General features: G+C 51.1%; 20 protein-coding genes. 14 read left to right on the top strand and 6 right to left on the bottom strand.

The window, feature by feature from the left end; translation table 11 throughout:
- The first annotated feature begins 209 nt into the window (after positions 1–209).
- Positions 210–2,813: a BspA family leucine-rich repeat surface protein gene (locus JUF11_RS11010; protein WP_204119651.1), complete on the top strand. Its 2,604-nt coding sequence runs from the start codon at positions 210–212 to the stop codon at positions 2,811–2,813.
- Between the two features lie 60 nt (positions 2,814–2,873).
- Here JUF11_RS11010 and JUF11_RS11005 read toward each other — a convergent pair whose 3' ends face one another.
- Entirely contained in the window at positions 2,874–4,106 is a 1,233-nt protein-coding gene (locus JUF11_RS11005; protein WP_204119650.1) for an aminopeptidase, read from the bottom strand.
- 307 nt (positions 4,107–4,413) lie between these two features.
- On the opposite strand from JUF11_RS11005, the gene JUF11_RS11000 reads away from it, so the two are divergent.
- The 5 genes from JUF11_RS11000 to rfbB all read left to right on the top strand — a co-directional run bounded on the left by JUF11_RS11000 (position 4,414) and on the right by rfbB (position 9,815).
- Entirely contained in the window at positions 4,414–5,025 is a 612-nt protein-coding gene (locus JUF11_RS11000) for a TetR/AcrR family transcriptional regulator (RefSeq protein WP_204119649.1), read from the top strand.
- A gap of 64 nt (positions 5,026–5,089) precedes the next feature.
- Positions 5,090–6,448, top strand: a complete 1,359-nt coding sequence (locus JUF11_RS10995; RefSeq protein ID WP_204119648.1) for a DUF2252 domain-containing protein — start codon at positions 5,090–5,092, stop codon at positions 6,446–6,448.
- 95 nt (positions 6,449–6,543) lie between these two features.
- On the top strand, positions 6,544–7,563 hold the full coding sequence (locus JUF11_RS10990) for a YihY/virulence factor BrkB family protein (protein ID WP_204119647.1): 1,020 nt from the start codon (positions 6,544–6,546) through the stop codon (positions 7,561–7,563).
- 89 nt (positions 7,564–7,652) lie between these two features.
- Positions 7,653–8,723, top strand: coding sequence for an endonuclease/exonuclease/phosphatase family protein (locus JUF11_RS10985; RefSeq protein ID WP_204119668.1), 1,071 nt, complete (start codon positions 7,653–7,655; stop codon positions 8,721–8,723).
- 81 nt (positions 8,724–8,804) lie between these two features.
- Positions 8,805–9,815: a dTDP-glucose 4,6-dehydratase gene (rfbB, locus tag JUF11_RS10980; protein ID WP_204119646.1), complete on the top strand. Its 1,011-nt coding sequence runs from the start codon at positions 8,805–8,807 to the stop codon at positions 9,813–9,815.
- 43 nt (positions 9,816–9,858) lie between these two features.
- Here the strand turns inward: rfbB and JUF11_RS10975 are convergent, their stop codons facing one another.
- Positions 9,859–10,164 carry a hypothetical protein gene (locus JUF11_RS10975; protein ID WP_204119645.1) on the bottom strand — a complete coding sequence of 102 codons (306 nt, stop codon included), beginning with the start codon at positions 10,162–10,164 and terminating at the stop codon, positions 9,859–9,861.
- An 85-nt stretch (positions 10,165–10,249) separates the two neighbouring features.
- Positions 10,250–10,708: a flavodoxin gene (locus tag JUF11_RS10970; RefSeq protein WP_204119644.1), complete on the bottom strand. Its 459-nt coding sequence runs from the start codon at positions 10,706–10,708 to the stop codon at positions 10,250–10,252.
- Between the two features lie 135 nt (positions 10,709–10,843).
- Between JUF11_RS10970 and JUF11_RS13390 the strand changes: the two genes are divergently transcribed.
- From JUF11_RS13390 to JUF11_RS10945, 5 genes are all read left to right on the top strand, one after another.
- Complete coding sequence (locus JUF11_RS13390; RefSeq protein WP_204119643.1) at positions 10,844–11,026, top strand: transposase; 183 nt, start codon at positions 10,844–10,846, stop codon at positions 11,024–11,026.
- 250 nt (positions 11,027–11,276) lie between these two features.
- Positions 11,277–12,416: an RNA-guided endonuclease TnpB family protein gene (locus JUF11_RS10960; RefSeq protein WP_204119642.1), complete on the top strand. Its 1,140-nt coding sequence runs from the start codon at positions 11,277–11,279 to the stop codon at positions 12,414–12,416.
- A gap of 435 nt (positions 12,417–12,851) precedes the next feature.
- Positions 12,852–13,787 carry an NAD-dependent epimerase/dehydratase family protein gene (locus JUF11_RS10955; protein ID WP_204119641.1) on the top strand — a complete coding sequence of 312 codons (936 nt, stop codon included), beginning with the start codon at positions 12,852–12,854 and terminating at the stop codon, positions 13,785–13,787.
- 18 nt (positions 13,788–13,805) lie between these two features.
- Positions 13,806–14,600, top strand: coding sequence for a type I methionyl aminopeptidase (map, locus tag JUF11_RS10950; protein ID WP_125581610.1), 795 nt, complete (start codon positions 13,806–13,808; stop codon positions 14,598–14,600).
- Positions 14,601–14,657: 57 nt separating this feature from the next.
- On the top strand, positions 14,658–15,587 hold the full coding sequence (locus tag JUF11_RS10945; RefSeq protein ID WP_204119640.1) for a glycosyltransferase family 2 protein: 930 nt from the start codon (positions 14,658–14,660) through the stop codon (positions 15,585–15,587).
- Positions 15,588–15,643: 56 nt separating this feature from the next.
- On the opposite strand, the gene JUF11_RS10940 is transcribed toward JUF11_RS10945, so the two are convergent.
- Together JUF11_RS10940 and JUF11_RS10935 are read right to left on the bottom strand one after the other, a co-directional pair.
- A complete protein-coding gene (locus JUF11_RS10940) occupies positions 15,644–15,865 on the bottom strand; it encodes a DUF2922 domain-containing protein (protein WP_125581614.1) in 222 nt (73 codons plus the stop codon).
- Positions 15,866–15,899: 34 nt separating this feature from the next.
- On the bottom strand, positions 15,900–16,109 hold the full coding sequence (locus JUF11_RS10935) for a DUF1659 domain-containing protein (protein WP_204119639.1): 210 nt from the start codon (positions 16,107–16,109) through the stop codon (positions 15,900–15,902).
- Between the two features lie 231 nt (positions 16,110–16,340).
- Between JUF11_RS10935 and JUF11_RS10930 the strand changes: the two genes are divergently transcribed.
- From JUF11_RS10930 to JUF11_RS10920, 3 genes are all read left to right on the top strand, one after another.
- On the top strand, positions 16,341–17,414 hold the full coding sequence (locus JUF11_RS10930; protein ID WP_204119638.1) for a phosphomevalonate kinase: 1,074 nt from the start codon (positions 16,341–16,343) through the stop codon (positions 17,412–17,414).
- A 259-nt stretch (positions 17,415–17,673) separates the two neighbouring features.
- Positions 17,674–18,627 carry a glycosyltransferase family 2 protein gene (locus JUF11_RS10925; RefSeq protein WP_204119637.1) on the top strand — a complete coding sequence of 318 codons (954 nt, stop codon included), beginning with the start codon at positions 17,674–17,676 and terminating at the stop codon, positions 18,625–18,627.
- 30 nt (positions 18,628–18,657) lie between these two features.
- Complete coding sequence (locus tag JUF11_RS10920; protein WP_204119636.1) at positions 18,658–19,080, top strand: GtrA family protein; 423 nt, start codon at positions 18,658–18,660, stop codon at positions 19,078–19,080.
- A 189-nt stretch (positions 19,081–19,269) separates the two neighbouring features.
- Here JUF11_RS10920 and JUF11_RS10915 read toward each other — a convergent pair whose 3' ends face one another.
- The gene (locus JUF11_RS10915; RefSeq protein WP_204119635.1) at positions 19,270–21,933 is read right to left on the bottom strand and encodes a GW dipeptide domain-containing protein; all 2,664 of its coding nucleotides are present in this window, start codon (positions 21,931–21,933) and stop codon (positions 19,270–19,272) included.
- Positions 21,934–23,085 lie beyond the last annotated feature (1,152 nt).

The following is a 23,085-nucleotide window of genomic DNA, read 5'->3' as shown; positions in this document are numbered from 1 at the left end:
GATGCATTCACATACGCAAAACGCATTGTTCGCAAGGGAGCAATGCGTTTTTGTGTGCGGCACGACTCGTTTTTGATAATAGAAAATGGCCTTTTTTTAGATGAAATGTCGCTAAGTCCTCCCAGTGGACAGCGCCCCTAAGCAATCATTTACAATTATATTTGTAAGAGATTATGTCATTGATAAGTGTAAGCGAAAGGGAGTGCAAGATGAGTAAGCAAGAACGCCGACGCGTGCGCGTGGCGGTCTCGATAGGTCTGACGGTATTGATGAGCTCTGCCATTCTGGGGGGAATGGCACCACTTACGACGAATGCGGCGGAGGTGGAGAGTGAACCAACGACCACTGAAGTTTCGTCGCTGATCACTGTGCCAGAAGATCCGAGTGATGCAGTGGTTAGCTTGCCAGAAGGGAATGCCCTTCAGGTAGCGGACGAAACACCTATGCCGAATACCGAGGAAGATGAGAATACCACCAATGTAGTGCCAGTCCCGGCCCCAGAGCTTGACGAAGAGAATCAGGAATCAGCGGGACAGACGGCGATTGAGGGCAGTTTTGTGGACGAGAGTGAAGTTTCAGACCCGAAAGCAACAGCGGCGGCCGCAGAAGACGAAAACCGTACGATTGAGGACAATTGGGGTAGTGTTCACTGGACGTTTGAGGATGGGGTGCTTACCCTGTCCGGCGGTGTGGGGAGTAGCACAGACGGAGACGGCCCTTGGCGTGAGATTGCGCCTTATGTCAATAAAGTTCTTGTGACCGATCAGATTACTGCACCAGAAGATGTTTCTGCTTTGTTTGCCAATTTTTCATTTGTCACTGAATTTGAAGGCATGGACAAAATCGATACGAGCAATGTTATCGAGATGACCGGTATGTTCGCTGGCACCCGTTTTCTGACTAGTATTGACCTTACGAGCTGGGATGTGGCTTTGGTTCAGAATGTGAGTTCCCTATTTTATCGCTCGGGAATTGTTTCATTGGATTTGTCGAGTTGGTCACCAAATAATTTACAGTTAACGTATCAGATGTTTGACGCAATGCCAAATTTGGAATATCTAGATATCTCATCACTCAGTTTTTCGCAGAACGTATCTATTTTGAACAATTTAACGCAGCTTCGCACACTGGTCCTCGGTTCTAATACGCTACTTTACTATGTACCAACTCCTCAAGGAGCCACCTGGGTTGGCAAGAACACGGGACATTCTTTTAGTGAGCAATATGACGGTGGACACCCAGATACGTATCACTTAAACTACGAGCTTGTTACTGGTACATGGGGAACCGTGGATTGGCGCATTGATGACGATATTCTCTATTTATTCTCAGGGGAAGGTGAGAATACCACTTCCGGCATTCCATGGGCTGATCACGCATGGAGAATCGAGAAAGTAGTGCTAGAAGGCAATGTGGTTGCGCCAGAAAATCCTGCTGGACTGTTCGCCAATCTCCGTAGAGTTACTGAGTATGTTGGCCTGGAATTGCTAGATATCAGTCAAACGGAAATTCTTACTAGCATGTTCGCAGGAAATCTTGCGCTCAAGACTCTTCGGATTGGAAGTTGGGATGTTAGTCATATTAAAAACATGCCAGCAATGTTTGAAGGTTGTACGAGTCTCAACCAAATCGATATTGAAAATTGGAACGTTGATAATGTCGAGTCTATGTCGGCGTTGTTTCTCAATACAGGCTTTGAATCACTAGATCTTTCAAAATGGCATTTCAGTGGATCTTACATTGGAACCGCTTTTCAAAACATGCCTAACCTCAAAACACTGGATATTTCTAATTTTGACCTAACCGGCGCTTATACCGGGAGTATGCTTCGGCACACGCCTAAACTGATAGAGCTGACCCTTGGGGATAATAGCCAGCTAGGGCCTAACAGCCTTGAACTCACAGACAAGGTCTGGCAGGGCGATTCGACAGGCCATCAGTTTAGTTTCGTGTACGGTGGCGGGTATGCTGATACCTATCGCCTAGTTGACGGAACGGTAGTCCACCATACGATAACATTCCTTGACAGTCAGACCGGCGATGAGATTGGCGAGGAAATTCTATACGGCCAGCCTGGGGAGATTGTGCCTCTATCTCGGGTGACACTGCCTGCCGGATATGAATTACCAGACGCAGATGCGACTATTCAGCTACCAGAAGCAGAGAAAATATGGACCGGAGAAGAGTTAGAACTAAATCGGGTGGTCACAACCACGACGCGTACCATTCAGTTCCAAGGCTTGCCTGAAGGACATCTTAAGGATGAAGTCCAGGAGGTTAAATGGCACTGGGATTGGACTGAAGAAGATATTGATCCCCTGAGTCGCAATCTTCGGTTCTATGACGGCGTGGTGTATACGGCTCAGGGCGGATATGATGAATTGCCCGTGCCAGAAGTTGAAGGCTACGAAGCAGACATTGCGGTTGTCGCGGCAAAGAGTTTTGATACCGCGCTCAGTGATGTGCCAGAAGATGAAACTGTGACGGTCACGTACACGAAAGTTGATTCTGAGGACGGTGGCGATCAGAATCCTGATCCAACTCCGAGCCAACCAGACCCTGACAACGGCAGCGGTTCTGGTGGCAGCAATGGCAATGGAAATACCGGTAATGGTAGCACTGGTACCGGCAGTACCGGCACCGGTTCCGTCGGCGGCGGCCAGCTAACGAACCTCAGCACCGGCGGTTCAACCACCACTGACCAAAACCAGGCCTTGCCGCAAACTGGCAGTCAAGTTGCCAGCGGCCTTACCCTACTCGGCCTCGGCTTATTGGGCTTGCTCGGCTTCACCAAGCGGCGCAAGCGTGAGTAATTCAACTTGAGGCCACAAGAAAACCCGTGCATCGCTGCACGGGTTTTCGCATACGCTCGATTAGGCCCAATCACCGTTGCGGAAGATTGGAATCACTGTGCCGTCTTTCTTAATACCGTCGATGTTCATCTGGGCGGAACCCATCATGAAGTCGACATGGGTGTCGGCGACATTCAAGCCGCGCGCGGTCAGTTCTGCTGGCGTTAAGTCAACACCGCCTTTGATGGAGAATGGATAAGCGGCGCCAAGTGCCATATGATCCGAAGCATTTTCATCATACAAGGTGCTGAAGAAAATCAGACCGGACTGGCTAATCGGGGATGGATCTGGCACCAAGGAAATCTCGCCGAGACTGCGGGCGCCATCAATGGCCAGCAGGTGCTGCAGCACCGCGTCGCCTTTGTCGGCGTGGGCCTCAACCACCTGACCATCCTTGAAGGTGAAATGCATGCCTTCGAGGATATTGCCAGAGTATGAAAGCGGCTTGGTGGAAGCGACCGTGCCGTCGATGCGGCGGTTGTCCGGGGCAGTGAAGACTTCTTCGGTGGGCATATTCGCCATGAAGCTTTCGCCCCGTGGATTGAGCGAGCTGCCGCCGGCCCAAATGTGGTCAGCTGGGAGGCCCACGGTCAAATCAGTGCCAGGGGCGGTGTAGTGCAAGGCATCGAATTGTTCAGCGTTGAGCCAGGCCGACTTATTGTGCAACACTTCTTCATGGGCGTGCCAAGCCGTGACGGGGTCGTCGGCGTAAATGCGGACGGTTTTGAAAATGGCATCCCAGAGCTTATCCAAGGCCGTTTCCGGGTCGTCATCAGGGAACACCTTGGCCGCCCATTTCGGTGAAGCGGCGCCGATGATGGTCCAGCTGATGCGGTTCGAGGAAATAGCATCACTCAGCGGCGCATAGGCCTTTTGGAAGCCGCGCTGGTAAGCGGCCACGCGTGCAGCATCGATGCCAGCGAGGTTGTCGGGATCGGCGGAGTGCACGGTGATGCGCTTGGCGTTGTGATCCAGCCAGTAGTTGAACATGGCGCTGGTTTGCGGGGCTTGGTTGGCGAGCCGGTCATCGGCGAGATTGGTCATGTCTTGACGCTTGATAAAGTCATCTTGCCACCAAACTTGAACCTCGGCGGCGCCGCGCTGGTAAGCCGTGGCGGTAATCAGATGCGCGAGGGCGAGCTGATCGGTGCCAATCTGCAGGTAAACCGTGTCGCCAGGTTTGACGCCAACGCCGGTGTCCACCGCGAGGGTCGCATATTGTTGCAGGAGTTCGTCAAAATGAGGAAGGGTCATGAAAAGTGCCTCCGTTTCAAATGATTTCCTTATATTGTACCGGTTATCGTTGGGGGCGTCTATCTTGAGTTCCAGTGGTAGGTTGAGATAACAGGCAAGCGGCAAGCAAGGATTCGGGCGTAAAGGCATTCATCAATGTTAATCCAAGTAAAATATGCCCTAATCTGACCAACATAGAGAATTCTAATAAATATATTTGCCTTTTATATATTTTTTGGTAAAATAACAGTGTGTTAAGTAAGTTAGTGTAAGAACGAGTTGGGAGCGTCTCCGATTAGCCTCGGAGCAAGAAAGTGGGGGAACACTTTTGGCAAGAAAGAAAACAATTACGCACGGGCAGATTCTGACCGCGGCGTATGGTTTAGTGGTCGAGGAAGGTTTTAAAAGCTTCACGGCCCGCAACGTCGCAAAGCGCATGGGGTGCTCGACGCAGCCGATTTATCTGGAATTCCGTAACATGGAAGACCTCAAAACAGCCGTGATGGACGAGATCAAAGCCACTTTGGCTTCGAAAATTGCGCGTCGCTTCACGACCGATCCGGTGGTTGATTTAGGCCTAGCCTACATCAACTTCGCCCTGGAAAATCCAGTGCTGTACCGGGCCGTGTTTGTGGAAGATCACTTTGGGGTCACTGACATGCGCGAATATGCGATGACCACCGCACTGAAGCGCCTTGATACTTATGCTCTGGCGGAACCCTTGAACGATGCGGAAAAGCGCAACACGATTATGGGGTTATGGATTGTCGCCACTGGGATTGCCAACTTGATGGCGCCTGGTTTTATCGATATCACGCGAGAACAGATGATCGACATTCTCAAAGCTGTGATTCAAGATTTCATCATCAACAAGCGTTTTTCCGAAGGCTCCGCGGCGGCGTGCTTAGCGCCATCCATCGCGAGCTCCATTGCCGGTTAGAAATTCACCTGAGAAGTGGTAGGCTAGAGGCAACTCTAGTCTATTTTTTATGGAGGCAAAGCACATGCAAGCAGATATGGCAGCAGAACTCAAACGGTTGCAGGCGCAAACGACTGTGACTTCAATCAAGGGTCTGCACGAGTTGGGCAAGGCGCACCGCGACCAGGTGCCAATCACGGCACTGGGACGGCGGCCGGTCATCAAACGTGACCCCGTGGCGTTCATTGACGCCATTGAAAGTAATCTGATCAAAGAGCTCTTGCCGCAGCGTCATGCCAAAATGGCGGCTAATCCGGCGGCGTTTTTCCGCGGTACGGCCGAGCTGATGGCCTATGACTTAAGCCATGAAGCGCAATCCGGGCTGCGCGTCTTAACCGACGGGGATGTCCATCTGCAAAACTTTGGCTTCTACGCTTCACCGGAGCGGCAGCTCTTATTTGATTTGAACGACTTCGACGAAGCGGCGCCGAATGCCTTCGAATACGACGTCAAACGCCTGACGACTTCGATCTATCTGTTTGGCGCGGATCAGCATTTTGAGGAATCCGCACTGGATGACTTGGTCCAAGACGTGGTGCGTACCTACCGGAAAGCGTTGAAAAATGCCTTCAAGCAAGGGGCCTTGGAGCGCTTCTACGCCAGCACCCCGGTGGAGGAGCTGATTGCCGACCTGCCGGAAGAGGACGCGGCCTTTGTGCGCACCATGGCTGCCAAAGCCGCCAAGCGCGATAACCAAGCCACCGTGAAGAAATTCACTGAGCAAGTAGGCCAGCGCCGGCGGTTCAAAGACGATGCACCGCGGTCGGTGCATGTCGACCAAGGCCTCGAAATTGCGTTGATGAAAGGGGTGCTGGCTTATCAGCAAACCACCCGCGCGGATGTGGCGCTGCTGTTGGGTCAGTATCACATCACCGACATCATTCGCCACAGCGTTGGCATTGGCAGTTTTGGTACGAGCTGCTACCTGGTGTTGCTGACTGGACTGGGTGGGAGCCATCTGGTGCTACAGGTCAAAGAAGCTCTGCCGCGCCGGCGGGAATTGGCGCCGAATGACCTTACCATTGATCAGGAGCGGGAAGCCAGCGAAGGGCGGCGGATTATTGCGGCCACGCAGATTTTGCAAAAGGCCTCCGACCCTTTCCTGGGTTGGTTCAATCTTGACGGCAAGAGCTTCTATGTCCGGCAATTCCGCGATATGAAGGGGTCGATTGACGTCAGCATCCTAGACTGGCGGCAGTATGCGGCTTATGGCCGGGTTTGTGGCTACCTGCTGGCGATGGCCCATGCGCAAAGTCCCATGGCAGCCATTGTTGCTGGGTACATGAATAAAACCTTTGATGAAACGATTCAGCATTGGGCGAAGGATTACTTGCATCAAGTGATTGACGATTACGCGGCGTTTGTAGCCAAGTATGGGCATTAAACCCGCGCGACATTTTCAGACACTTTCGCGCGGCGTGAGGATTTTGCTATAATTTAATTGAAGCGGACTAATGCAAACGTGAAAGGAGCGCCGTGATGAACAAGGAAACCAAGCACGGAGCACCGCGCGTCCATAGCACCAAACTCACCGCCGCGGAAAAAGAAGCGGTGCACAGCGGCCAGGTGCCCCTGGCGTCGCTGCCGGTGGCACGGCACATTAAACTCGGTGAAGCGATTAAGTTAATGATCGATCGCATTATGGATGCCCAAATCGGCAGTATGGCGGCGGCGCTGGCCTATTACACGCTGCTGTCTTTGTTTCCGATGTTCATTGTGTTCGGGAACTTGCTGCCGCTGTTTGGGTTCAACTATTATCAGATTCAAGGCTACCTGGGCCAGATTATTCCCGAAGATGTGATGAACTTTATCAATCCCATCATTCAAAACCTGATTGCCAGCAGTTCAGGCAGTGTCCTGTCTGTTGCTGGGGTGGTGACACTGTGGACTGCGGGGATGGCTGTCAGCGGCTTGAAAACTGGCTTTAACCGAGCCTATGAAGTCGACGCCAAGCAAAATTATCTCGTCCAACGACTGCTATCGATGTTGATGATTTTTACCCTGGTGATTTTGCTGGGCAGCGTCATGGTGGCCTTTACCTTTGGCCGGCAATTCTTGGAATGGCTGGTGCCCCAACTTGGGTTGTCAACCCAATGGCTGGTGACCTTTAACACCTGGCGTTGGCCGGTCACATTGTCGGCACTGGCGATTGTGGTGCTGGTCATCGACTACTTTTTGCCCAATGCACGCATTCACTTCTGGACCGTGTTACCTGGTGGTATGGTCACGATTGCCGGTTGGCTGGGGCTATCGCAGGCGTTTTCCTGGTACATGCGCTATTTTGGCACCCGGATTTCGACTTATGGCACCTTAAGCACGGTGATTGTCTTGTTGCTGTGGCTGGACTTTATGGCCATGTTGTGGCTACTTGGCGCCGTGGTGAATGCCATCGTCGCGGAGTATTACGGCGGTCGGGCTAAGGGGAGTAAAGGCAAGGTGCATGATTTTGTGCGCCGCAACCAAAAGCAGCTCAAGCAGCGGCGACTGGAACATCGCTGAGTGGTTGGCAGTTATGTGCGCTTAATCCTTGTGATTGAGCGCGGAGCATGTTGCGGCTGTTAGGTTGCATTTTCAGCGGGGGTATGATGATCAAAAAAATAGTTAAGGGTATTGGAATCGGCGTCGGGGCGGTGGTTTTGGTGGTGGCTGGATACGTTGGGTATCTGTTCGCCAGTTACCACCGGGTGCCGGATGATCAGCCGCTGAAGGTTGACCAGGCCGCGGCGGTCGAGACGTTGAAGCCGGGGCAGACCTACCGGGCGATGACTTACAACATTGGGTACGGGAGTTATCCGCCGAGCTATAGCTTCTTCATGGACGGCGGCAAATTCTCGCGAGCATACAGTGCCGCAGCGGTGCGCCGCAGCCTGGCCGGCGTAGTGAAAACCACGCAGCAAGTCGCCCCGGATGTGGCGTTTTACCAAGAGGTGGATCGCGACGGCGACCGGTCGCGGCACGTGAATGAGGTGGCCTTGCTGGCGAAGGGCCAGCCAAATTCCGACTTGGTCTTCGCGCAGAACTACGACTCCGCGTACCTCTTCTTCCCGGTCACCCAACCGATTGGCGCGGCTAAGTCAGGGTTGGTCACCACCAGCAGGGCGAAGATCAGCGCGGCGCGGCGCTACCAGTTGCCAGTGGATACGGACTACAACAAACTGATGGATCTCGACCGCGCTTTTTCCATGAGCACGGTGCCAGTCGCCAATGGTAAGTCACTGATCTTAGTGAACGTACACTTGTCGGCCTTCACGCCGAACCAGGCGGTGCAACAGGCGCAGTTCGCGAAATTATTCAAGTATATTGCGGCGGCCTACGCTGACGGCAACTACGTGATGGTTGGCGGGGATTATAATCACCGCGTCATCAAGAACGCGCCAGCGGTGTTCCACACCAGTACCAAGCCGCAGACCTGGACGCATCCTTTCCCGGTCGCGCAGCTGCCAGCCGGGTTCTACCAACCGACCCAGGGGCTCGCCGCGGCGGCCGTGCCGTCTGCGCGAGGGCTGGACAAGCCGTGGTCACCCAAGACCAGCTTCAAGACGTTGATTGATGGCTTCATCTTATCGCCGAATATCGAGGCTAAGCAGGTTCAGGTGATTGACACGGGATTCAAGTATTCTGACCACAACCCGGTTGAGTTGCGCTTCACACTTAAATAACCGCCGCCCTAATGACGATTTGGCTTGATTCACAATTGACAACCGGCTTCTAGACGACTTGGCACGGCTGGGGGAAATAAGATGAAACTACTCGTGACCGGTGGCGCCGGCTTTATCGGTGCTAACTTTGTGCGCTACGTTCGCCAGCACCATCCAGCAGTCAGGATGATCGTGTTAGACAAGCTCACCTATGCGGGTAACCGGGCCAACTTGGCCGGGGTGCTCAGCGACCAGGTTCAGTTGGTGGTGGGTGATATTTGCGATGCCACCTTGGTGGAGCAACTGATGGCGCAGGTCGATGCCTGTGTTCATTTTGCCGCGGAAAGTCATAACGATAATGCCTTGCGCGATCCGCAGCCATTTCTGGAGAGTAATGTGATTGGCACCTACACCTTGCTCGAAGCGGCGCGGCGGTATGATGTGCGGTTTCATCATGTCTCCACCGATGAGGTTTACGGCGATTTACCGTTGGCCACGTCTGACACTGCGGCGCGGAAGTTCACCCCAGAATCGCGTTACTTGCCTTCCAGCCCATACTCGGCGACCAAGGCGGCCAGCGACATGCTGGTGCACGGCTGGACCCGCAGCTTCGGCGTGCGGGCAACGCTTTCTAACTGCTCGAATAATTATGGCCCTTATCAACACATTGAAAAATTTATCCCGCGCACCATCACCAATATCCTCGCCGGGCGGCGGCCGAAACTCTATGGCACTGGGCGTAACGTGCGGGATTGGATCAACACCGCGGATCACTCGGCAGCGATTTGGGCGATTTTAACCCGCGGTCGGATTGGCGAAACTTATCTGATTGGCGCCAACCAAGAACTGGACAATCTCACGGTCATGCAGCAGATTCTAGAGGCGATGGGGCAGCCACATGATGCCTTTGATCTTGTGGCGGATCGGCCAGGCCATGACCGGCGGTACGCCATTGATGCGAGCAAGCTGACGCATGAGCTCGGCTGGCATCCGCAGATGACCGATTTTCGCGCTGGGCTGCGACAAACGATTCAATGGTATCAAAGCCATGAAGCCTGGTGGGCGCCGCAAAAAGCGGCGGTAGAAGCCGAATACGCTGAGCATCAGCAATAAAAATACCGCCGTCCAGCAGAGGATGGCGGTATTTGGGTTGGGCTTAGGCCCGAAGGTAAGATTGGACTAACGCTAACCCGATGATGACGAACCAAACGCCAGCGACACCAAGCAGAGCGAGCGCTACGACTAGGCCAATTTCACCCCCACCGTACTTTAGCAACTGACCGATGACAAAGGCGAACCCAGCCAGGGCGAGCAAGCCGATGAGGATGAAGCTGCCCGCAATCAGAGCAAAAGTCAATTTTTGCCTCTTGCTGCGCTTAACGTTTTCCGCAATGTGCAAGGCTAGTTTGATTAACCGGGAGTAAACACCTGCGGCCAATAGCCGCTCGATATATCGGTTCATGTCAACGTCCTCCATCATTTTGCCCAAATTATACCGCCGCCATTTAAAAAAGCCAGCACGCGGCTGGCAGTTTGGTGCAGATGGGTTAGAGACTTTGTGCCTTGTTCTTCAGGTCCAGGCAAAACTTCTCTAACGCCTTAATGTCGTCCGCTTCTGGCGCCAGGTCGATTTTGACATTGGCCGCGCCTTTGGTGGCCCCAGTGGCGGCAAATGCCTGGTCAAAATCGTCGACGCTGGTGCAGAAATCATCATAGAACCGATCACCGCTGCCGCAGCAGCCGTAGACCTTGCCGCTCAAATCAAGCGTCTTGAGATCGTCGAAGAAGTCCACGGCTTCATCTGGCAGGACGCCTTCACCGACATCAGAGTACGTGTAAGTGGCCACCACGCAGATATCCGCGTCTTGAAAATCCTCGGCCATGGCTTGTGAGACCTCGGTGGTTTCGACCTCGTAGCCGTAGTTTTCCAACTCTTCCTCGACGATGCCGGCGATTTCCTCATTATTCCCAGTCATGCTGGCATATACGATTTTTGCAGTAGCCATGAATATTGCGTCCTTTCAGGTTCGATTTATGAATTAGGGCAAGGAAACACGTTTTTTAGGACGTGATGAATTGCCCTGCTTTTGTGCCGTACGCAATCTGCGTTTAGTATTGCATCACGTGCTGTAACAAGCGCCATGAAGGATACTACAAGTTCTACGTATTGTAGAACGGCTCTCTACAATCTAGATTACTACATCATCTGGGGAGCTAAATACCGTAACGGAATTTTGAAACAAAATGTCGAGGTTATGCTTAAGCGAATGATGTATGAAATCACAGAGCGATATGGTTTAGAATCGACCACCGGGAATTGGTAAGGATGACCATATTCACTTGCCGTTGAGCGCTCTATCAAGCTTGCCTTGACAAATATTGTGCGCTGGCTAAAAGGAATTTCACCACGTTGTCAATTCGCACAAGGTTCGACACGCACAAAAGTTGTTGGTGCGGTGGGGGATGTCCCAGGTGACCGCGTAATGGTTATATGGCAGGCAATGGAAGGACAGGTCAGACAACCTGGCAAAATCAAAATATTGATTTTGCCAAGGTTGAAGGAGGTGAAGATTCATGACAATGAAGACTTTTAAGCTCCGCATCTATCCGAATGCCACTCAACAGATTCAATTTGAGCGTAACTTTGGTATGTGCCGGTTCGTTTGGAATGAATTGCTCAATATGCAGACCAAGCGTCACGAAAATGGCGGTAAGTACATTAATGAGTTTGGCATGAACTATTTGCTCAAGCCACTCAAGCAAGAATATCCATGGTTGAAGGAGGCCGACGCAACCAGTCTTCAGGGGGTTAGCCACAATTTGCATTTGGCCTTTCAAAAGCTGTTCAAGAAACACGCCGGTTACCCCAAGTTCAAATCCAAGCGCTTTGCGCGCCCCGCCTATCGATCAAATGCCGTTAACAGCAACATCGTTCTCGTAGATGATGCCCATATTCGGTTACCAAAGGTCGGCGTGATCAGATTCCGGACTGGGCAATTACCCGATGGTCGGATTAAGACCGCTACGGTTGTTCGGAGTAGCATGGGCAAATATTATGTGCTGGTGGCCTCGGATGTTGAAATTGCCTCCTGGCCTAAAACTGACGCGTTGGTGGGCATTGACATGGGGATTGCCAATCTTGCAATCACTAGTGATTGCAAAAAGTACGTGACAAAGCGCTTCGACAAAATACTAGCCAAGAAAAAGCGCTACTGGGAAAAGCGGCTCGCTAGGCGGCGGCGTCAAGCAGAAAAAGAGATTGCTTGGGATAAACATCTCAAAGCTGTTGCACCACGTCAGTTGAGTGATTTCAAAAACTACATGAAGGCCAAGGTGATGGTGGCGAAGTTCAGTGAGAAGGTGGCCAACCAACGACGCGACTACCTGCAAAAAATTAGCACTGAACTGGTATCTAGGTATGATGTAATCAAACTTGAGGACCTGAAAACCAAGGGGCTTCTGCGCAATCATAACTTAGCACGGGCAATCGCAAATCAAGCTTGGCGAGAATTACGGCAAATGCTGGCATACAAAGCGGCTTGGTACGGCAAACAGGTCATCACCGTGTCGACATACAAAACATCGCAACGATGCTCAGTATGTGGCTATGACGATGGTAAACACGAACTATCTGTCCGTGAGTGGACGTGCCCACAATGCCATACTCACCATGACCGTGACATCAACGCTGCTAAAAATATTCTGGCAGCTTAGAAAAAAGCAAACAGGCTCGTTAGAGTCTCTGGCATGGGACGTGCCGTGGTCAATAGCCGTAACCTCTGCACAGAAAGCTCAGAGCTGGATGTGTAAGTCAGCGGTGTTCCCAGAAGCTCGGTCATTTATGGCCGAGTCGTTCACCCGAATTAGTATAGCAGAAAACCGGTGAAAGAACTAGAAGAGGCTACCTGTCGGGCGTTGCCCAGTGCATCGCAACTGTAAGCGCGAGAATATATCTATCAAATACTAGGGCGCAAATATTAGGGCGACCGTTGAGTCTCGCAGGCTAGTTGCGTTTCGGATGCCCAGCACCTGAGTATTTGCGCTACCGGTCCCGCTAGGCCTACACCCAGCTCCACTCCCTTAGTGTATTTTCCTGGGTTGTGTTATGATTTATCTTGGATTGTAATGAGTCGCATAGGGAGTGAAAAAATGAGTAAGTATTTAGTGACAGGCGGCGCGGGCTTTATTGGCTCGAACCTGACCGAACAGTTGTTGACCGAACCAGAAGCAGAAATCACCATTGTGGATGATTTGTCGATGGGGCTGAAAAGCAACATTCCCGATTCGCTGCGGGTAACGTTCATTGAACACTCGATTACCGATCATGCTTTCATGAGTCAATTACTGGTAGATGGTCAGTTCGACTATATTGTGCTGCTGGCGGCGATTGCCAGCGTGGCGGACTCGGTGGAGCGGCCGTATGAAACCCATCAGGTCAACCAAGAAGCTAACCTGAACATCATCGAAACGCTGCGCGCCAAGCAGATTCCGTTCAAGAAGCTGTTTTTCTCCAGCTCCGCGGCGGTTTACGGCGAACTGCCAGAAATGCCGAAGCGGGAAGATCAGGCCGTGCAGCCTTTGACCCAGTACGCCGTTGACAAATATGCCACTGAGCGCGCCATCATTAACTACAGTCGGCTGTATGACATGCCGATGGTCTGCGTCCGGTTCTTCAACGTGTACGGCCCGAAGCAAAATCCAAAGTCCCCTTATAGTGGCGTGCTGTCCATTATCATGGATAGCCTGATGAACGACAAGCCCTTCACGTTCTTCGGTGACGGCTCGCAAACGCGCGATTTTGTCTATGTCGGGGATGTCATCAGCGCCATTGTCGGCCTCTTGCACACCCCGGCAGCCAAGGCCGATGTCTTCAACATCGCCAACGGTAAGCAAACCGCGTTGATGACCGTCGCGAAGCAGCTCGAAACCCTTACCGGCAAGCACCTGAACGCCAGCTTCAAGCCAGAGCGGGCCGGAGATATTCATGATTCCTATGCCGATGCCAGCAAAATTGACCAGTTTGGCTTCATGATTCACACGCCATTGGCCACTGGGCTGGCTCAGTACGTTGATTCCGTCAAATAAACAGGGAGATGCAAGTTTTTGATTACATTAAAATCACAGCGTGAAATTGAAGGCATGGCGAAATCCGGCGCCATTTTGGCTGGCATGCACCATGCCGTCGCTGAAATCATTAAGCCCGGTGTATCCAGCTGGGAAATTGAAAAAGTTGGCCGCGAATACATCGAAAGCCACGGCGCCATTCCCGCCGAACTCGGGTTTGAAGGCTACAAGTACGCGACCTGCGTGGCCATCAACGATGAAGTGGCGCATTCCGTGCCCCGCAAAGGGCTGGATTTGAAAGACGGCGACATTGTGACTGTGGACACCGTGGTTAACTGGCAAGGGTACATGTCCGACTCCGCCTGGACCTACGCCGTTGGCAACATCTCCCCAGAGCGGCAAAAGCTCATGGATGTGACCAAAAAAGCGTTGTATCTGGGCATTGACCAGGCCGTGGTGGGCAATCGCCTTGGCGACATCGGCTATGCCATTCAGCATTACACCGAAGATGAAATGGGTTACGGCGATGTTCGCGAGCTGATTGGCCACGGCATTCAGCCGACCATGCATGAAGCGCCGAATGTGCCGCATTATGGCGAACCTGGTCATGGCTTGCGGCTGAAGGCTGGCATGACCATCACCATCGAACCGATGATTACCACCGGCACTTGGAAGATCAAAGCCAAGCAGGTGCCGAATGATGACTGGGAATACTACGTCACCGCTGATGGCTCGGATTGCGCTCAGTATGAGCACACGTTGGTCATCACCAATGACGGGCCGAAGATTTTGACCAGTCAAGATGCGGTGGCCGACGCAAAATACTTGCTGTAAAATGAGAACGGCCAGGCCAGTAGATGGTCTGGCCGTTTTGTTTAGAGGAGGATGCGCATGTTATCGATCGTCGTTCCTTGTTATAACGAAGAAGAAACGGTCCCCTTATTTTACCAGGCGGTCGAAGCCATTCGACCAGAGCTGGGAGAATCCGTCGAGTACCTGTTTGTTAACGATGGTTCTAAAGATCAGACCTTGAATGAACTGCGTCAGTTGGCGCTTAAGGACAAAGCGGTCCGCTACTTGTCGTTTTCGCGGAACTTTGGCAAGGAGGCGGCGCTTTACGCTGGCCTGCAACATGCCAAGGGCAGCTTGGTGGTGGTGATGGATGCCGATTTGCAAGACCCACCGGCTTTATTGCCGAAAATGGTAGCCATGCTCAAGCAAGGCGAGATTGACTGCGTGGGGACGCGGCGGGTGGATCGCAAAGGCGAACCCCGGATTCGCAGCTTTTTTGCCCGGCGATTCTATAGGTTGATTAATCGTATTTCCGCCACCGAGTTTATCGACGGGGTGCGCGACTTTCGGATGATGACGCGGCAGATGGTTGACGCTATTTTGGAGCTATCTGAGTACAACCGCTTTTCGAAGGGGCTGTTTAGTTGGGTCGGGTTCAACACGACCTACCTGGATTATCCTAATCATGAGCGGGTGGCGGGCAAAACCTCCTGGAATTTCTGGCAGCTGTTGAACTACTCTTTCGACGGCATCGTGAATTTTTCCGAAACCCCCTTGAACGTGGCCTCGATTGTCGGTGCCGTCAGTTGTGTGAGCGCCGCAGTAGCCCTGATTTTCATCTTTGTCCGGGCACTGTTGTTCAACAATTCTGTTGCCGGCTGGCCATCCTTGGTATGTATCATTTTGTTCCTTGGTGGGTTGCAACTGCTGTCACTGGGGATGATTGGCAAGTACGTCGGCAAGATCTACTTAGAAACGAAAAATCGGCCGCAGTACATCCTCAAAGAAACCAACGACGACCGCCACTAAAAAACGCCTGTCCGAAGGCTTCGGGCAGGCGTTCGTTGGTGCTGGTGGGTCAGGTGCTAGACTGAGAAGTAGACGTTTTCAGTCGTGAGCACCAACTTGGCGCTGTATGCCGACTGATACCAGCTGATATCATCGGTGCCAAAGAAATTCTGAACGGTGATCAATTCGACCAACGCTTTGATGGCTTCAGGATCAACCGTCTCAGGAATGTTGCGGATGGTTAGGTTCCGCTTTTTGTTCTGGCTGTCCAAAAAGGTCAACACAAGATTGCCTAACATGAGCCTCTCCTCCTTTCTTCAAGATTAGGTGTCACTAGTCAGCTTCCACATCGCTGGCGATGGTCACCTGGACGTTAGCCAGCTGGTCACCCGGTAAGAGCGCGGCTAGCGCTTTGCCGAATGCCAGTAGCTCATCATCTTGGGCCGTTTGCTTGATGGATCCGTAAGTGCGGCTCAGGGTGTAGTCTGGGTCGCTCGGATCATGGAACGTGAAGCGTACGGCTTGCCGTTTAACGAGACGCATGGGCGATACCTCCCTTCATGATTTAGTCGTAGGATTTTGCCTACACTATATAAATCGATAACTCGGCCAATTTGAAACAGTGATTTGGAAAAAAGTTCAGATTTCGCTACAATGGAAGGGTTGGTTTCTTGAGAAATGGTAACAGTTGGGGCTTTGGTTTGTTGCTCGCCACGGTTATCGCTATAATCAATGTGACAGAAATGAAAGATTCGTTGGAAGGGTTCTGATGATGTGGTAACAGCGCAGGCGCCAGGCAAACTTTATATTGCCGGTGAATACGCGGTGGTGGAAACTGGGTACCCCGCTATTATTGTGGCTTTGAATCAATTCGTGACCGTGACCGTGGAGAAAATGGCTGACTACGGGAGCATCGTGTCCAAGCAATATCAGGAAAATTCCCTGCTGTGGCAGCGGGATGGGGATGCGATGGTCTTCGATAACCGGGACAATCCCTTCCACTACATCCTCAGCGCCATCAACCTGACTGAAAAATACGCCCGCGAGCTTGGGAAGCCGCTGGCGCTGTATAAGCTGTTTGTCGATTCCGATTTGGACTCCGATGACGGCAAGAAATACGGGCTAGGTAGCTCGGCCGCGGTGACGGTGGCCACGGTCAAGGCGCTGAATAAGTTCTATGACCTGCAAATGTCCGCTGATCAAATTTACAAACTGGCAGCCATTGCCCATCTGGATGTGCAAGGCAATGGCTCGCTGGGCGATATTGCCGCGTCGGTGTATGGCGGCTGGATTGCTTATCGTTCATTCGACAAAGCCTGGCTTGCCGCTGAACGCAACAGCCACACGCTAGCCGAGCTGCTCGAGATGGACTGGCCACAGCTCCAGATTGACTTGCTTGAGGCCCCGGCGGAAATGCGGCTGCTGATTGGCTGGACCGGGTCCCCAGCCTCAACCTCACGCCTGGTGGACAAGATTACCATCGCGAAAGCCAAAAAGCGCGCCCAGTACGAGGCCTTTTTGACTGAAAGCAAAGCCATCATCGAACAGTTGATTAAAGACTTCCGGGCTCATTCGCTGGCTGGGATTCAGGCGGGGATCCGCCACAATCGGACGCTGTTAAATAACCTGGCGGATTTCTCTGGCGTGGCGATTGAGACGCCGCTGCTTAAGAAGATGTGCGAGTTGGCCGAAGCCAAAGGCGGGGCGGCCAAGTCCTCCGGGGCTGGCGGCGGCGACTGCGGGATTGTGCTGATTGAAAAGCAACAACCGATTGAGCATCTGTTGAGTAGCTGGCAGGCAGCCGGCGTGGAAGCACTCGATTTTCAAGTGCATTTAATTCAAGACTAAATCCAAAGATAAGTAAACGCGGCCGCTTCAAGTTTGACTGAAGCGGCTGCGTTTTTTCGAAAAACCAGAACAATCCGTTCTTGCCCTTGCAGATAATACAATTTAATTTTATAATTATTGCAATTAATCGCCGATTTGGAGTGATCGGCTTTCTGGGTTAGGCGGAGTGGGTCCCGCCGAGTATTGAGCCAGTGGTGGCAGTGTGTTGGTCATGATTTCCTGTTAGGTTTGGGTTGAAACATGATGGGAAGGGTTAACCATGACTGACATTCTACTCGCAATTCCATGCTTTAATGAAGAGGCCAACGTTGAATCCGTGTACGCGCGGATCAAGGCTGACATTGATTTCGCAGGGCTTGGTATTGACCCTGAGATTCTGTTTATCGACGATGGCAGCAAGGATCAGACCGTCCAGGTGGTCAAACAATTAGCAGCGGCGCATGCCGACGTTTCTTATATTTGCCTTTCACGCAATTACGGCAAGGAAACGGCGATGGTCGCTGCTTTTGATTATTTTCATCATGATGCCATGATTATGATGGATGGCGATCTGCAGCATCCGCCGGTGCTCGTCAATGATATGGTGAAACTTTGGCAAGCCGGCTTCGAGGACGTCTATGCCAAGCGGAACCAACGGGCCGAGGAAAGTTGGTTTAAAATCAAAACCTCGAAATGGTTCTATGAGTTACTGGGCGTCCTTTCCCGAACCCCAGTGACTCCCGATGCCGGCGACTTTCGGTTATTAGACCGCAAAGTCGTGCTAGCGCTTCGGCAGCTGCGAGAAACCCAGCGTTACACCAAAGGCTTGTATAACGTGGTGGGGTTTAAAAAGGCGGCGATTGACTTTGACGCTGCACCACGACTGCACGGCAAAACTAAATGGAGTTTTCGCAGTTTGATTAACCTAGCCATGGAAGGCATTACTTCCTATACAACGACCCCGTTGCGCTTATCGACTTTTTTAGGCTTCTTGGTGTCAGGTTTTGCCTTTGTTTACATGGTTTATGTGCTGATCAAGACCATGATTATTGGGCCGGACCAGTCAGGGTTCCCAACGATTGTGGTGCTGATTCTGTTTTTAGGCGGGTGTATTCTCATTTCCAATGGTATTCTGGGAGAGTATCTGGCGCGAGTCTTTATGGAAGTGAAAAACCGGCCACTGTACTTTGTGGAAGAAAAGAAGACGCATGAAGCCGATCAGCAGAAGAAATGATCTGCGTAGTGGCGAGTGGACTGAGGAAAGATGAAAGAGCTGTTTATTAAAGGGAAAGATTGGCTTGAAGCGCGCAAGCTCTGGGATGTTTTCACGTATGTTTTTTTTGGTGGGCTAACCACTTTAGTGAATGTGGGTGTCTTTGCCGGTGCCACACATGGCGGGCTTTCGTGGCAGATTGCCAACTTTTTGGCTTGGTTATTATCAGTCCTATTTGCCTTTGTGACGAACAAGCTTTGGGTGTTTAACTCGCATACCGAGAATCTGAGCGCGTTGGGCTGGGAATTCAGTAAATTCATCATTGCCCGAGTGGCCAGCCTGGGGATTGATTATGGGTTTATGTTGCTGTTTATTCAGTCATGGGGGATGAATGAGACGGTCGCCAAGATCTTGACGCAGTTCGCCATTGTGGCAGCGAATTATGTGTTTAGTAAGTTCGTGATTTTTAAATAACTGGACTCATTGCTGCCTATTGCGAGGCGACTGTGATAGGAATCTAGTGCGCTGTAACTCTTGAGGTGACTCTAAGATTGAAGTATTGAGGTAAAAGTGGATTAGACTCAAACTCCCCTAGTCGCGATACTGCGACTAGGGGAGTTAACTTAACGTGTGAAAGTTTTTATTATAGTCGATTTACCAGAGCTAGCGATTGAGTTTTACGCCGCGGGCATCAATCCATAGTTGGCGACCATTACTGAGCTGAATTAAGTAGAAATGGTTACCCGTCACCGCGGACCTTGTCGTGGTGACTTCTTTGAGGATTTTGATATTTTGCCTGTCGAATTGAAGGGCGTTTGTGTTCGGTAGTACTGACATCGCATCGGTGTAATACGGGGCAGAGTACAATCCATCACTTCGTCCAGACTGGTTAATGGTTCCTGTCAGGGACAGTGACTTTTCACTAACAATCGTGTCGTAGTTGATTGGTTTCAGCGCAAGCTTATCAATCCACTTGGTGGTCCCGTCCGGCAGCTTAACTTTTGCGTAAGTGCCTTGACTGGTAGTTCCTTCTTCGAGAACAGTGACGCCCCTGCCGTTGAAGGCCGTTGCCAGCGTGTTCTGTGTTAGGCTGTCAATGTTGCTTTTGTATGGGTGTGCGTATAGACCATCCTTGCGGGAGCCTTGATTAATGACGGCTGTGTAGGTCACCTGGAGCTGGTCGGTGACAGCGTCAAGTGGTATTAGCGTGACACCACGAGCATCAATCCACAAACGTCGGCCGTTGGCCAAGATGATTTGATAGAAGCGATTGCCGTCCTTCGCAGGGCGATTTGTCGTCTTTTCGGCGGTAATTTCAATAAGTTGTTGATCAAACAGTTTGGCATTATGGTTTTCCGTGACCGTCAAGGCATCGGTGTACCATGGTGCCGAGTACAATCCGTCCTGCCGGCCAGACTGATTAATCCGGCCAACCCATGATAGTGACTTGGCAGCAGTGACTGTGTTCAGGTTAAGTAGCTTGATACCACGGCTGTCAATCCAATGCCTGTTGCCATTAGCAAACTGAATCTCATAGAAGTGATTACCAAGTGCGCTGCCCCGTGAGGTTGTCTTCTCGGTTAACACTGTCACGACTTGCCCGTTGAACAGTTTTGCGTTGTGATTTTCCGTGATGGTTAGCGCATCGGTAAACCAAGGCGCTGAGTATAGCCCGTCCTGGCGGCCAGTTTGGTCAATCACGCCAACACGATCAAGCTTGGCGGTACTGGTAACTTTGTCGTAGAAGTCTGTGGTTAAGCCGCGTTTGTCAAGCCATTCGACTCTGCCATCAGGAAGAGTAATCTCACAATAAGTGCCATTGGGGGTTGTTGCCTCGCCACTAACATTGACAATATCCCCGGCAAACTTAGGGGCATTTGTATTGGCGTAGATGTTGGACAGCTTCGTGTTGTATGGCCCATCAGGGTACAGGCCGTCGCTTCGGTTGGTCTGAACGATTTTAGCTAGGTAGTTGGTCTTAATCTGATTATTCGGATTGAAGAATGGCACGATTTTCACGGCACGAGTATCGGTCCAGAAAGTCCGTCCATCGACTAGGCGGACTTGATAGAAGGTGTTACCGGCCGCGCTACTACGCGTCGTTGTTGCTTTGCTGAGGATTTGGACCGTCTGCCCTTGGAAGGCGGTGGCGTTCGTGTTTGGGATGGTGGTCATGATATCGGTGTAGTAGGGGGCGGAGTAGAAGCCATCTTGGCGGGTCGATTGATCAATCCTACCGCCCAAATTGACTGCTTCCTTGGCGGTAACCTTGTCGTAAACGATCGTTTTCGAGAATAAGTTTAAGTAATCAATTGATACATCCACACTTGAGTTGTAACCCGGGATTCTTGCCACCGAAGAAAACTGCCAAGCGCCATAATCGGGGTTCCAAAGGTTAGAAGCGCTTGGTGTGTATGGATACTGTGCCACCCAAGTTCGTGCCTTGCCAACGGTGCCGATAGCTTGGTTTGACCAGCTATAATTCTTCCCGGTGTAGAGGACCTGATTCGTGTAGCCCTTACCTTTCAGGGTGCTCCAGAAAGCGTTCAAGTTGGTGGCCACATCACCCTTGATGTCTTTGTCCTCTAGGTCTGCGACGACTGGTGCCGTTTTCTCAACCCGGAGGCGCGTAAGAGCATCCGCATAATAGTTGGCTTCAGCCACCGCGGCGGCCTTGGTCGCAAAGTGAACATAGTGGTAGGTCGCGACTTTTAAGCCAGCATTTTTTGCATACTTAAGTTGTGTAACAGCATATGGATTGGAATAGGAATTACCTTCGGAGGCTTTGACAATCACAGCCTTGACCCCAAGGCGTTTGAGGGTGGTGTAGTTGGCTTGAGTCATTTCATTTTGATAGGAAGCCACGTCAATCGTATCGACCCGGGGGAACCCGGATTGGCCGATCGTGAAGCTCGTGACCGCATCAGCGACCTGTACAATTTGCTGGCTCCGGCCAGTCAGCTTGTAATCTTGCGTAGCCTGTGCCTTGGCAAAGGCCAACCAGGCACTCGCCTGATTGGGCGTAATCGTATAGGGCATGCGCAGATAGTGCGTGTTTGAGGTCGACCCAGTTTCGTTGATGTCACTTGAAGTGAAGGTATGCTGCCCTTGATCGCCTAAGGTGCCTTGCTCGATACTGGCCTGGCTGTGATGATTGGTCTCGTGGAAGTCTATTGTTTTAAGGTTCGTAATAAGCGAGGGGGTATCGATGGCCTGACTCGCAGCCTGCACAGTTGCGGTTGGCACCGGTGCAGTAATTAATGCCAATAAACCAATTCCTCCCCAAGTGATGGTGTTAATAATCAAACGTTGTTTTAAAAAGTTCATTTTTTCCTCCTAAACCGCTGGTACATTAGGCTCATTCTAACGGAAGAATCTCGTTATTTCAATTACATGTATCTCTTCCCACAAAACTGTAATGTTCGTAATATTGAACTGGTGAACACGTGTAATCAAAAGTCATATCAAAGTTATTTTAAACTAGCCAACTATTGCCGGCTTAAGAAAATGCTCGAGAAATGAACTAATGTTTGAGCAACACCTTATCATGAATTGTATGCAGTAAGGACCATTGTTGATGGTGCCAAAGATAAAAAGAGTCCCATTACCCCTAACTCCTTTGGCTTATTAAATGAGATGTATACCAGAGAAACGATAGATAATTCCGGTTAGTTCATGGAATTGCATACAACAACGCCCTTTCATTTGGGACTGATGATTTTGGCGGTCGAAGAGGCGAATACGAGACAACTTCGATTGTGGACATGCGAACCTACGTTGGAAATCAGAATGTGGGCCAACCCTGTACTGGGGCTTGATGAAATCGAGATAATTTAACGACGCCGTCGAATCTTCATACATTCGATGGAACAGTCTTAAGAACTGATGCTTAATGCCATCGAGGCCAATGCATTTGGATCACCACGAACAACCAAAAACGGACGAACTAATCCAAGTGACTACAGCTCGATACTTCATTTCATTATTGCTAGGGCATCACCGTACAGCCATGGCAGGGGATACGCACCAAAATCAGAGTCCAACTAAACTCACTATTTAGTTGATGTGCTGACAAGCGTCCTGTCCCATAAGCCTGTGTCGTTGCTTCTCACTCATATCTACCATGCCCTGAGGTAGATGACTTCACTACAGAAAAGCCAGGAGAATCAAACACTGAGATGGTAGATAAACAAATAATGAAAAAGGTCGCCAACCCGTGATGCTGAAATCCTCGGTTTTTGTTGCGTGACGTGTTGGCAACAGGGATTTACGATATTTCAAAATAGATCTTGAGCATGAAAGCTCAGTTGCATTTCAAAATGCACTGGAGCTTGTTCGGTTTGTGTTTTGTACTTTGATATATGGATAGTTATCATTTTTCCAAGAGTTACGGAGTTTGTCAGTAAGCACCCAATAACAGACCGGCTTTGATTGCCCCTTGCCGGGCAGTATGATTGCCTCATCAAATCTAAATTGGTG

It is taken from the genome of Lacticaseibacillus suilingensis, from assembly GCF_016861845.1.
Classification (GTDB): domain Bacteria; phylum Bacillota; class Bacilli; order Lactobacillales; family Lactobacillaceae; genus Lacticaseibacillus; species Lacticaseibacillus suilingensis.
This window is presented reverse-complemented; position numbering and strand designations above follow the sequence as displayed.

Coding starts and splice junctions, on each gene's coding strand:
- JUF11_RS10970 (WP_204119644.1), bottom strand. CDS start 10,708: ATGGCTACTGCAAAAATCGTATATGCCAGCATGACTGGGAATAATGAG.
- JUF11_RS10995 (WP_204119648.1), top strand. CDS start 5,090: ATGCAAGCAGATATGGCAGCAGAACTCAAACGGTTGCAGGCGCAAACG.
- JUF11_RS10990 (WP_204119647.1), top strand. CDS start 6,544: ATGAACAAGGAAACCAAGCACGGAGCACCGCGCGTCCATAGCACCAAA.
- JUF11_RS10935 (WP_204119639.1), bottom strand. CDS start 16,109: ATGCGTCTCGTTAAACGGCAAGCCGTACGCTTCACGTTCCATGATCCG.
- JUF11_RS10945 (WP_204119640.1), top strand. CDS start 14,658: ATGTTATCGATCGTCGTTCCTTGTTATAACGAAGAAGAAACGGTCCCC.
- JUF11_RS10940 (WP_125581614.1), bottom strand. CDS start 15,865: ATGTTAGGCAATCTTGTGTTGACCTTTTTGGACAGCCAGAACAAAAAG.
- JUF11_RS11005 (WP_204119650.1), bottom strand. CDS start 4,106: ATGACCCTTCCTCATTTTGACGAACTCCTGCAACAATATGCGACCCTC.
- JUF11_RS10925 (WP_204119637.1), top strand. CDS start 17,674: ATGACTGACATTCTACTCGCAATTCCATGCTTTAATGAAGAGGCCAAC.
- JUF11_RS13390 (WP_204119643.1), top strand. CDS start 10,844: ATGAAGGATACTACAAGTTCTACGTATTGTAGAACGGCTCTCTACAAT.
- JUF11_RS11010 (WP_204119651.1), top strand. CDS start 210: ATGAGTAAGCAAGAACGCCGACGCGTGCGCGTGGCGGTCTCGATAGGT.
- JUF11_RS10955 (WP_204119641.1), top strand. CDS start 12,852: ATGAGTAAGTATTTAGTGACAGGCGGCGCGGGCTTTATTGGCTCGAAC.
- JUF11_RS10975 (WP_204119645.1), bottom strand. CDS start 10,164: ATGAACCGATATATCGAGCGGCTATTGGCCGCAGGTGTTTACTCCCGG.
- JUF11_RS10960 (WP_204119642.1), top strand. CDS start 11,277: ATGACAATGAAGACTTTTAAGCTCCGCATCTATCCGAATGCCACTCAA.
- rfbB (WP_204119646.1), top strand. CDS start 8,805: ATGAAACTACTCGTGACCGGTGGCGCCGGCTTTATCGGTGCTAACTTT.
- JUF11_RS10920 (WP_204119636.1), top strand. CDS start 18,658: ATGAAAGAGCTGTTTATTAAAGGGAAAGATTGGCTTGAAGCGCGCAAG.
- JUF11_RS10915 (WP_204119635.1), bottom strand. CDS start 21,933: ATGAACTTTTTAAAACAACGTTTGATTATTAACACCATCACTTGGGGA.